A 10,678-nucleotide genomic window follows, 5' to 3' on the forward strand; every position below is an offset into this window, starting at 1 on the left:
TCGCCTGCCAGATGTGCGATCTCATCGGCCCACAGACCGGCAGCGTTAACGACTAGAGCCGCTGAGAAAACCCGGCCACTGGTCGTGTGGACCAGGAGCCGCCTGGTCTCCACCTCAATGGCGTTCACACGCTCGCCCAGAAAGAGTTGAGCCCCATTGAGAAGGGCGTGTTCACAATAAGCGCGCGTCGTCCAGAAAGGGTCAATGACTCCTTCACCTTCAATCAGAACACCGCCAACAACCCGCTCATTGACGTAGGGGGCGGCCTCCAAGATCTCGGACCGGCTCAGCGGCTGCAGCGATACACCATTGGCCTCGGCCTTCGGGGTAATCTCCCGGACAATAGTGGACTGCTCTTGCTGGCTGAGGGCCACCATCAGCGCCCCCGTCTGCAGATAGGGAATATGGAGACGGGCGATCACCTCCGGCCAAAGCTGACGGGCCTCGGCCAACAAACGCGCTTCCAGACTACCAGGTCGAGCGTCAAAGCCTGTATGGATGATAGCGCTGTTCGCCTTGCTGGTACCCTCGCACACATCAGGGTACTGCTCCACCAGAGCAACGGTGGCGTCGTAACTTGTCAGGGCTTGCAAAATCGCACAGCCAACGACACCCCCGCCGATGATAAGGATGTCAACCTGATCTATACCGGTCATCTCCATAAGCCTGATTACCTTCCTCGCTGATGTAGCCCGCCTGGCCTACCGAGCCTAGACGCCACAACGGCCACCGGCATCGGCTATGGCCCTCTCTGCCTCCCCCACGTCCATTCAGATGACTATGATAGTTTATGATATAATTTTACGGAGTTAGTGATAGTTTGTCAACATTTTCCCTCGACAGATTGCTACAAAGCAGCCGGCCAAGAGTGTAAGGAGGAGCGGGCGAGGGAGAAGCTCAGAGCAGCGGCGGGCTATCGGCTGCTTAGTGAGAAAGAAGGCCTAACGGGTACAGGTGCCGAGGAAGAGAGCAAGAAGAGACCTGCTATGAAGCCAACCAGGCCGAGCGTAGCCGACTGCGACCATAACTAGAAGGGGCTGACAAGGTTGAGGGCGATCAGCAAAGCACAGAGCAGAGCGCTGCAGACCAGTGCCAGGCTATCGGAGCGGTTCCAGTGCAAAGCGCGCAGTTTGCTACGACGCCAGCCACGGTAACCGGCGCGATAGCAACGCGCTTCCATAGCGGTGCTCAGCATCTCCACGCGCTGCAGACCGCTCATGAACAGAGGCACAATAATGCCGCTTAAGGCGCGAATACGCTGCAGCGGATTGCCACGCCCGAAGCGCACACCGCGTGTCGCCTGAGCGATACTCAAGCGCTCAACCTCAGTAATGAGCAGCGGCACGAACTTCAGCGCCACTACGAACACCATCACCAGCTCATGGACCGGCAGCCCGAGACGGCGCAACGGACGCAGCAGAGCCTCAGCCCCATCAGCCAGATCGACCAGCGAAGTTGTCAGCATTAAGAGCGAAGTCAAATAATAGAGAAAAATCACCCGCAGATCGACCTGCGTACTGTGGATGATGCCCTCCCAGGAAACCGTCAACACCCCCCAGTGCCAGATCGTACTTGCTGCCTGAGTACTTGACGTATAGAACAACACCTGGAACGCAAAGAGGATCAGCAAGAAACTTATAAACATGCGCATACCTTGTAGCACATAGCGCAGAGGCAAGCGCGAGAGCCATTGAAGAAACAAACAGAATAGCAGACAGAGGGCCAAAGAGGCGAAGTGACTAATATAGGTAACAGCTGCTACAACTATGACAAAGCATAAAATCTTTGCCCTTGGATCAAGGCGTGTCAATCGAGAGCCATTATCGACATATTGGCCAAAGGAGATATGACGAGAAATTTCGATCATAGCGTCCCCCTGCTGGCAAGGTCAAGAAGAGGAAAGCTGAGGTTCCTGGCTGGTGGCGTGCGGAAGAAAACGTAGCAACTCCTCTTCAAGCTCGGCTAGAGTCAGCATATCGCAGCGGAGAGAGGGCCAGAGTGAGCGCAGTCCCAAAGCGATCTGAGTAATCTCAGGCAAAGTAATGTCGAGCGCAAGCAATTCCTTGGCGTGGGCCAGCACCGAGCGCGGACTACCGCTGAGCACGACGCGTCCCTCATGGAGAACGATCACCTGGTCGGCCAACGCCGCCACATCGGCCAAGCTACTGGAAGTCAGCACAATGGTCAGCCGGCGCTCCATCTTCAAGCGCTGGATCAACGCCAGCAGCTCCTGTCGACCCTGGGGATCAAGGCCCGCAGTTGGCTCATCGAAAAGAATAGCCTCCGGTTCCAAGGCCAGGACTCCAGCGATCGCTACACGGCGCTTCTGGCCACCGCTCAGAGAAGAAATATAGCGCGTGCGAAACTCCTCGTAGGGCAGTCCGACCGCCTCCAGTGATTCCTGGACCAGGCGGCGTGACTGAGCCGGTGGCAGCCTCTTACGACGCGGCCCAAAGGAGACATCCTTGCCCACCGTCTCCTCGAAGAGTTGTGCCTCAGGTGACTGAAAGACGATCCCGACACGCAAACGCAGATCCTCAACATTGAAAGGCGCCTGATGAATATCCTGACCGTGGAAGAGCACCGAGCCGCGGGTTGGGCGCAACAATCCCAATAGCGTCAACAACAGCGTGGACTTACCGGCCTGGGTCGGCCCCACGATAGCCGTAATCTCGCCCTCGGGAATCGCCAGGCTGCAGCCCTTCAGGGCCTCAACAGCAAACGGAGTCCCACGCATGCGAGTATAGTAGACATCCTTTACTTCAAAGAGCATAAAGCCGCCTTCAGATCATCCAGAGTCAGAAGCACTTCTGGGAGCTGCGACCATCCTCTGGCGCGCAGACGCTGACCAAGCTGCGTAATCAGAGGCAAGCCCAGGCCTGCGCGCTCCAGCTCCTCTCGATGGCGCAGCACGTTTGCCGGTGTCCCATCCAGCAACACACGCCCTCGGTCCATCACAATCACCCGATCGAAATCGACAAGTTCGTGCATATGGTGCGTAATGTGCAGAACGCTGATACCCCGTTCGCGTGCCAGACGGCGCACTGTCTCAAGCAACTGCTCGGCAGTGCGTCCGGGGATCATAGTCGTTGGCTCATCAAGGATCAGATAGCGGGGGCGCATAGCCAGGACCCCGGCCACCGCCAGACGCTGTTTCTGGCCCTGGGAGAGATCGCTGACCGCTCGATGGGCATGTGGTCGCAAATCGAGCAGATCAAGCACCTCCTCGACACGCTCCTCAATCTCGAAGCGTGGTAGGCCCAGATTTTCCGGCCCAAAGGCGATCTCATCGATCACCGTATTGGCCACTAGCTGATCATCGGGATTTTGAAAGACAAGGCCCACCGTCTGGCGGATCTGCCACAGGCTCTCACCTCCGGCATCGGTACGCAGGCCATCGACAATGACACTGCCCTGCTGAGGCAAGAGAATTGCTGCCAGCAAGCGAGCCAAGGTACTCTTCCCAGAGCCATTGTGGCCGATGAGGGCGATGGTCTCGCCCTCATCGATCCGTAGCGTGACCCCCGCCAGAGCTGGCGCGATGTCCTCTTCGGCCTCACCACTATAGCGGAACGTAACGTTATTGACCTCGATCATGGCAGAGGGCCCCTGGCTACTAATAGGGCAGCGTATCGCGCGGCCTGGTCTCGCGTGCGCGCGCCAGCCGGCCACGTACCGCCTCATAGGAGCGCACGATCAAAGTGATGACAATAGCCGCGGCGATAGCCTCTACTACGGCCTGAGGAATAATCAGCACAATAAATCCCCAGGTCAGGTAGCCACGCAGAAAGCCGAGGCCAAGCACAAAGACCGTGTTCGTGGCTGAGCCGACCGCGCCCGCCAGAGCTGAGGCGGCAGTGCGATTTGCGCGCTGCAAAGCGGCGAAAGCTAGCCAGGAAGTCAGGCCGATCAAAATACGTGGCAGAAAAGCGATGAGTGGGTCTTTAAACAAGGCACTGCCGGCGCGCAAGAAGCTGGTCAGGCCGAAAAAGAAACCTGTGATCATACCGACCAGCGGGCCTTCAAGCACGGAACCAACAATGACCGGCAGATGCTCTGTCGTGGCCGCCCCCGCCGGTGTTGGCAGAGGAATATAGCCGACGAAAGGAATGTAGGCCATCAAGATGGTCAAGCCGGCCAAAACACCGGCAGTGACGATACGTCTCGTCGAGAGTGACCAGGGAGATTCTTTCGGAGGTGTAAATTTGCCCTGTGGGCTAAACGTCTCATTGCTCAACGCTGGCACTCCTTTAATCCAGAAGCACTAGCTCGCTCGCTGTGGCTCCGATTGCTCCCTCTGCCAGCGCTGGTAGACTAGACGCCTCAAAAAGCAGCAGCCAGCGCTGACCGGGACGCGACAATGGGCCCACCCGCGATGTAAGAAGAAATAGCTACACTACAAAAAAACCTCCTCTCCTCTCGCGAGAAAGAAGTCGAAGGAGGTTTTTAGAGATCTTAAAAAGATTATAATGACAAAGCAAGTGAGCTGTCAAGAAACGGCTGGGCCCGGAGCAAGGCCGCTATCGACCTCGCTGCGACGGACCAGATGAGTGATGCCGCCGGGGCCTGCGATCAGGGCCTCTGTGGTCATGTGCAAGAACAAACCTGTTTCGACCACGCCGACGATCCGTCGTAGACGGTTTTCTAGCTCGTTTGGGTCTGCAATGCCCTCAGGAAAGTAACAATCGAGAATCAGGTTACCGTTGTCCGTATAAAACGGCTGACTGTCGTGCTGACGCAAACGGATCTCAGCACCCAGGGCCTCAAGACGGCGTCTGACGGGAGTCAGAGCGAAGGGCACGGTTTCAATAGGCAGGGGAACATGGAGGCCAAGCAACGGTACCTGCTTCGTGATGTCGGCAATCACTACGAAGCGGCGCGAGGCTGAGGCCACCACCTTTTCGCGGAGCAAGGCTCCGCCACCGCCCTTGATCAAGTGGAGATGAGGATCAATCTCATCGGCGCCATCAATATCAAGATCTAGCTCGGGGTGGTGATCCAGATCTGTGAGAGGAATACCTACTGCGCGCGCCAGGGCCTCAGTACGTTCCGAGGTGGGCACCGCCCCCGCGATCTGCAGACCCTGCTGAAGCCGCTGTCCCAAAGCGCGGATCATCCACTCAGCAGTAGAGCCACTGCCCAGACCGATGACCATCCCTGGCTCCACCAGCGCGGCTGCCGCTTCGCCTACTGCTCGCTTCCAGGCTTCCTTCTCCTGCTGCTGTTTGCTTTCGCTTTCCGTCATGCTTGTTGTCCTCGCTGCTTGCTTGCATAGGTTGAAACAGAGATGCCAGGGGATAGAGGCTTCTCTCTTCTTCTATAAGCATATCCTAAAGTGAGGTCTGCTTGCACGTGCTATGAAAGGGGACCTCAGCAGCCCGCTCAGACCCTTGCCAGAGCAAGGCCGGCAGGCGACGAACGCTCCTAGCCGCGCTGGCCGGAGAGAAAAGGCGAGAGCCTCAACGGTCTCTTTCCCGTGAAAGCGCTATGTCAGGGTAACCTCTCTTGGGGAGAACTCTTTCAAAAGTGATCATTTTTCGGTACTATGTGCCTGAGTGAGAGCAGCGGGTGTCGCTTATCCCTTCTTCCCTGTGCCTTGCCCTTTCTACTGGGGCAAGAGCCAGCTCCTGCAGTGCTTGAGGTGGAAAGGCTCGTTCCGCTTGTCACCCCAGCTCTTGCATGGTATTATGAGGCCGTGGCGAGAGAGAAGAAAGTAGGCGGTGTTGCAGGGAGGACGGTCCTCACGAGGATGCTGAAAGCACGAGGATACTGAAGATGTCGGAGCAGTCGCGCATTCTTGTGGTCACTGATGATGCAGGGGAGGGCCAGGCGATGCTCACGGCCCTGCGCGCTGATGGCTACCTAGTGCAGGGGGCCAGCGGAACTGCGGAGGCCCTTCGCGTCCTCTGGCGCGAGATGCATCATCTTGTGGTTGCTGATCTGAGGCTGGCCAGCGCTGACGATTTTGAACTAGTGCGCTGGTTGCGGCTCTACTACCCGCGCACAGCCATTCTCCTATTGACGCCGCCCGAGGCTGGCGAGGAACGGACACAGGCCCTAGAGCGAGGCGTAGCTGCCCTCATTGACAAGCCCCTCAATCTCGAACGGCTGAGAATGGAGGTGCGGCGTCTGCTCACGCAGTCCGGCTTTTCTGCAAGCCTGGACTCCTTCGATCTGCTGGATGTCATTCAGATCGTGACCATGAGCCGTAGGAAAATTGCCCTGGTTGTGAGTACAGATCAGGGTGAGCGGGGCCTACTACGCTTTCAGAATGGGGAACTGGTATGGGCTGAATATGGGGTACTCCGGGGTGAGGAGGCCTTTTTTGCGTTGGCTGCTCACCGCAATGGAACGGTCTCCTATCAGCCTTGGGATGGTGAGACTGCTCCCAATGTAACGCAACCGCTCTCTCGTCTGATTCTGCAGGCGCTCCAGTACCGGGCCAAATATGGCAGCGAGGTGGGCAGTCCGGCCAGCGCGGCGAGTGAGATGCGGCCGCTCCAGGATCAGCAGGCCCACGAGACAAAGCCACTGGTGCTTGATGAGATTGATGATACTCCCTTTGGCCTGCTGGGGGAGGATATGGCTGGCTTGCCGGTGCGCCAAGAGGCGGGTCAGAGCAAGGCCTCTCAGACTAGTGCAAGCGAGGATGAAGCCCGCGAGTGGTGGATGGCGACGGGCTACATGCCCAAGTTGGGAGGAAACGAGCGGCGAGCAGGTGGAGGCAGCAGTCAGAGTCAGAGCAGTGAGAGTGGCGCACTGCCAGTGACCGGTCATCTCACAGCCACCTCAGCCTCCGCTCCTGGCAGCGGGAGTACGGGCAAAATCCCGACGCCCAGCCGCTTGCAACGTCTGCCTTCCTCAGAACCAATAGAGCTTCCCTCGTGGTTAACAGAGCAGCCGACCCAAGCCGAACTGCCGCCAGTCACACCGGTAACGCGCTCTCCTCTCAGCACAGGGCAGGTGCCAGCCGTACCGACCAGGCGGCAAGAAGTAGCCTTCAGGGAAGGGCAGCCCTCTGTTCCAGTCAGTCCTGAGCAGCCTCTGCACCGTCCCCTGTCGACCGACACAGGCATTCGACTGCGCCGTATCGGAGGCGGCGAAAGCCCGCCATCGCTGGCCTTCTCTAATTCCTCTGCTGGCCCTGGTCCTGGCAGTGGGTCGTTACAGAGCCTGAAGTCTCTTCATCGAGGGAGCGGGCCGCCTGGGATGCCTTCCTCCTCATTGCCGAGCATCCGTCAGGAGAGTCCTGCTTTACCTGACACGGGAGACCTCACTGGCCCACGTCCAGCAATGAGCCCATCTCAGTCAGCCACAGGCAGCCTGTCGAGCGCGAACATGGGCGGCGCCGCAGGCAGTGGACCGCTGCCGGCCAGCGCGGCCAGTGGCAAAAGTGGTCCCTTGCCCCGCACTAGCCGGCGGAATATCAGTGCTATTGTCGCAGCGCTGCAGACACTCGGCTACGCTATTCCGGGCTTTGTGGCTACAGCGGTCCTGAGTATGGATGGCCAGCCGATCGCCCAGGTCTCTGTGGACGACCTCGATCTCTCTCCAATGGGAAGCCATCTCAAGGCCACCATCCAGGGTATCTTGCGCTCACTGGAGCTAGGTGGCTGGGGTACCTACGAAGACCTGGTCGTAACCAGCTCACAGCATCGTTTGCTCTTGCGCCTTATCGAGGGAGGGACTGCTGCCTTTCATGTGCTGGTGACCACTCGGGAGGCTGACCTGAAAGAGAGCATGGAAGTGATGGCTAACGTTGAGGGAGCCATCGCCGCCGCGCTATAATCCGAAGTAATGAATGAAAGGGGATAGGCGGCAAACACGCCTGCCCGTGAAGTCAACTAATGCGAAGTGAGCAGAGAAGAGTACAACGATGAGTGAAAGCCAGAGCAAGGCTCCCAAAACGGAGGAGCAGCGTCGGAGAGATCAATACTCCTTCATCATCGGGATGATCATTGGCATGATCATCCTCATTGCCTTTACCCTGCTCTTTAGCCATTGATTAAAGACCGGCTCAGGCAAGGCCTGAAGCCAGCAAGGGAGAAGTCAGGCGCCTGCCAGGCTGGCGATCAGGAGACCCTACAACCTGAGACGCCACGGATCCAGGGCCGGCTGGCCGGCTGCCAGAGACCCCGACTTGCTCATTCAGATGGTTCATCTGCATGACGATGATGGGCTTGCAGTGTCTCTAGCAGGAGAGGGAGATCAGTCAGCGCTGTCCTATCGAGAGCATCGGTGGTGCGTGCCGTGGCTCTGCCAGCAGTTCGACGCCCAGCGGGGCGGGTTTTACCAGAGGCGGACGGGGTCTTCTCCTTTTCCTCCCCTTCCTCTTCACCCTTGGAAGGAGCCGCAGGCGTTTCCTTGTCTCTCTTCTGCATCGGTGGCACCCTTTGGCTCTGCTCGCGAGCTTTTAAGGCATGGAGCTGTTGCTCAACATCTGCCAGGCCAGCATTAACACGCGACGACCGAGACGCTTGCCGGAGAGCCAAGAGAGCAGATGAAAGTGTCTCCGTGGTCGGCGACTGATCCCCCGATTCAGACCGCTGCTGCTCCTCTTTTGGCCGTAGATGCTGCTCTTGATCTTGCTGCTCGCTAGCCAGATGGGCCTGAAGCCGTTCCTGCCGCTTTCTGCCATCTGGATGCGATCGTTGCTGCTCATTAAGGATACGCTGCTGAATACGTTTCTGACGCTGTTTCATCTCCAACAGCTCACTAGCCATCTCCAATTCACGCAGACGTGCTTCGAGCTGGTGGAGGGCATCGCGCATGGTGTGGGCGAGCTGCTCCTGAGCCTGCCGCTGTTGCTCGTAGCGAAGAGCAAGGCGATTGAACTCGTTGTATTGTAAGAGGGCAGAGCGCGCCGCCTCCTCGTTTCTCTGCCGAAGAGCCTGCTCAGCCTTTTTCAGCCAGACGGCGGCCTCCTCTTGCTTCTCACGCGCGCGGCGCTGCAACTGGTGTGCGGTGGCGATTGCCGTAGCCACCTGCGTTTTCACCTGCACCAGTTGATTGCGCATATCGAGCTGTAACTGACGAAGAGAAGACTGTGGATCTGGGGCCTTCTCAAGAAAGGCATCGATATTGATGCGCAACAGCGTAAGGACACGTTCCAACAGGTTCATAGCACATCCCTTTCCAAGAAAGCATAGCGGACCTCCCCGCTGGCGATAGCAACAGCAGACAAGGGAAAGCGTGGCAGGAAGCGCCAGCCGCTTCCTAACGCCTTCCCCGCAACGAGGAGAGCGAGCGTACCTGTACCTGTAAGAGCCATGTCCTCGCTCTCCTGACTCCAGGCTCAGCAGAACAAAGCACTACGCGCGGACCGGAGTACTACCATGCCACAAGCTGCATCCTAGGCCTGGTGGTTGCTAGCTCCGGAGCGATCAACGCCGGCCTCTGCCTCGCTGGCATGTTCGTCACTGCTAGTAGCCTGCTGATCTGTCTGGCCCTTGAGCGAAGGGACACGCGCCATCAACTCATTGATACGTACTCCGCTGAGCAACTCAAAGAGCGCAGGGATCTGAGCCGCCATATTCATGATATCACCTGTGAGGCGACTGGCACCGACACCATTAGCGCCGTTGCCGGTTGAGACAATCGTCACCTTGTCGACCTTGCTAAGCGGCTCGGCGATTGCGCGCACGATCTCCGGCATATTGGTCAGCAGCTTATCGAGTACTGCCGCCTGATTGTACTCATGGTAAGCGGCGGCCTTCACCTTCATCGCCTCAGCCTCAGCCTCACCCTTGGCCCGGATCACCTCGGCCTCGGCCAGACCCTTAGCGCGGATCACCTCGGCCTCAGCCATACCGCGAGCCCGCGCCGCTTCGGCCTCGCCCATGCCACGCATGCGCGCCGCGTCGGCCTGGCCCTGTGCTTCAAGGATCAGGCGCTGGCGCTCGGCCTCAGCCACCGTCTCGATGCGGCGCCGCTCGGCCTCGGCTGCTTTCTGGACCGTAGCTTGCAGCTCCAGCTCACGGCGCTGGATCTCGGCCTCCTGTACACGAATCTGGGCGTGCTTCTCGACTTCGGTGACCCTGATCGCCTCCTCGACGACCCGCTGCTGCATGATATTGGCCTGAATATCATAGGCCTTATCGGCAGCGGCCTGCTGTTTCTTGACCTCGGCGTCAAAGGCCGCCTTCTTGAGCAGCAGATCACGCTGATACTCCGCCTGCTTGGCCTGTGATTCGGCCTCGGCCTTGGCGCGCTCCTGATCGGCAAGTGAGCGGGCGATGGCCGCTTCACGGGCTGCCTGAGCCTGCTGGATCTGCGTATCGCGAGCGGCGAGAGCGGCGGCAATATCGGCCTGTTTGCGGATCTCCGCGATCTGCGGGCGTCCCATATTAGCGATATAATCATTCTTGTCGCGAACGTCCTTGATCGTGAAGGAGATGACCTCAAGGCCCATCTTCTCCATATCAGCGCTGACCGTCTTGAGCATTTTAGCGCTCACGCTCTCCGGGTCCTTGACCAGGTCTTCAACGGTCAACTGACCAACGATGCCGCGCAGATGTCCCTCCATCACCAAGCGGATCAAGTTCTCCCGCTCCTGCTGGCTTTTGCTCAAGAACTGCTCTGCCGCCGTCTTGATGCTCTCCTTATCGGAGCGCACCTTGATCTGGGTAACTGCCTCCACATTGACAGCCACCCCTTGCGACGTATAGAGATCCTGAGC

At 58.5% G+C, this 10,678-nt stretch carries 11 protein-coding genes; 2 read left to right on the forward strand and 9 right to left on the reverse strand.

The genetic code is table 11. The features are described from left to right. The 6 genes from IRZ24_RS11175 to rpiA form a co-directional block, all read right to left on the reverse strand. A partial coding sequence (locus IRZ24_RS11175; protein ID WP_297163989.1) for an FAD-dependent oxidoreductase occupies positions 1-662 on the reverse strand: 662 nt, incomplete at its 3' end. A gap of 365 nt (positions 663-1,027) precedes the next feature. Next, positions 1,028-1,867 carry an energy-coupling factor transporter transmembrane protein EcfT gene (locus IRZ24_RS11180; RefSeq protein ID WP_297163991.1) on the reverse strand — a complete coding sequence of 280 codons (840 nt, stop codon included), beginning with the start codon at positions 1,865-1,867 and terminating at the stop codon, positions 1,028-1,030. 21 nt (positions 1,868-1,888) lie between these two features. Then, complete coding sequence (locus IRZ24_RS11185; RefSeq protein WP_297163994.1) at positions 1,889-2,773, reverse strand: ATP-binding cassette domain-containing protein; 885 nt, start codon at positions 2,771-2,773, stop codon at positions 1,889-1,891. After that, entirely contained in the window at positions 2,758-3,597 is an 840-nt protein-coding gene (locus IRZ24_RS11190) for an ATP-binding cassette domain-containing protein (RefSeq protein ID WP_297163997.1), read from the reverse strand. The genes IRZ24_RS11185 and IRZ24_RS11190 overlap by 16 nt, the downstream gene beginning before the upstream one ends. Positions 3,598-3,616: 19 nt before the next feature. Further along, on the reverse strand, positions 3,617-4,237 hold the full coding sequence (locus IRZ24_RS11195; RefSeq protein ID WP_297164001.1) for an ECF transporter S component: 621 nt from the start codon (positions 4,235-4,237) through the stop codon (positions 3,617-3,619). A gap of 252 nt (positions 4,238-4,489) precedes the next feature. Then, positions 4,490-5,245 carry a ribose-5-phosphate isomerase RpiA gene (gene rpiA / locus IRZ24_RS11200; protein WP_297164003.1) on the reverse strand — a complete coding sequence of 252 codons (756 nt, stop codon included), beginning with the start codon at positions 5,243-5,245 and terminating at the stop codon, positions 4,490-4,492. A 530-nt stretch (positions 5,246-5,775) separates the two neighbouring features. Between rpiA and IRZ24_RS11205 the strand changes: the two genes are divergently transcribed. Next, the gene (locus IRZ24_RS11205; protein ID WP_297164006.1) at positions 5,776-7,788 is read left to right on the forward strand and encodes a DUF4388 domain-containing protein; all 2,013 of its coding nucleotides are present in this window, start codon (positions 5,776-5,778) and stop codon (positions 7,786-7,788) included. An 88-nt stretch (positions 7,789-7,876) separates the two neighbouring features. After that, on the forward strand, positions 7,877-8,005 hold the full coding sequence (locus IRZ24_RS11210; protein ID WP_297164009.1) for a hypothetical protein: 129 nt from the start codon (positions 7,877-7,879) through the stop codon (positions 8,003-8,005). Between the two features lie 139 nt (positions 8,006-8,144). On the opposite strand, the gene IRZ24_RS11215 is transcribed toward IRZ24_RS11210, so the two are convergent. The 3 genes from IRZ24_RS11215 to IRZ24_RS11225 form a co-directional block, all read right to left on the reverse strand. Next, a complete protein-coding gene (locus tag IRZ24_RS11215) occupies positions 8,145-9,122 on the reverse strand; it encodes a PspA/IM30 family protein (RefSeq protein WP_297164012.1) in 978 nt (325 codons plus the stop codon). After that, entirely contained in the window at positions 9,119-9,271 is a 153-nt protein-coding gene (locus IRZ24_RS11220; RefSeq protein WP_297164015.1) for a hypothetical protein, read from the reverse strand. Before IRZ24_RS11220 ends, IRZ24_RS11215 begins: the two co-directional genes overlap by 4 nt. 81 nt (positions 9,272-9,352) lie before the next feature. Then, positions 9,353-10,678: flotillin family protein (locus IRZ24_RS11225; protein WP_297164018.1), on the reverse strand; the 1,326-nt coding region annotated here is incomplete at its 5' end.

The organism is Thermogemmatispora sp., assembly GCF_019683755.1.
Lineage (GTDB): Bacteria > Chloroflexota > Ktedonobacteria > Ktedonobacterales > Ktedonobacteraceae > Thermogemmatispora.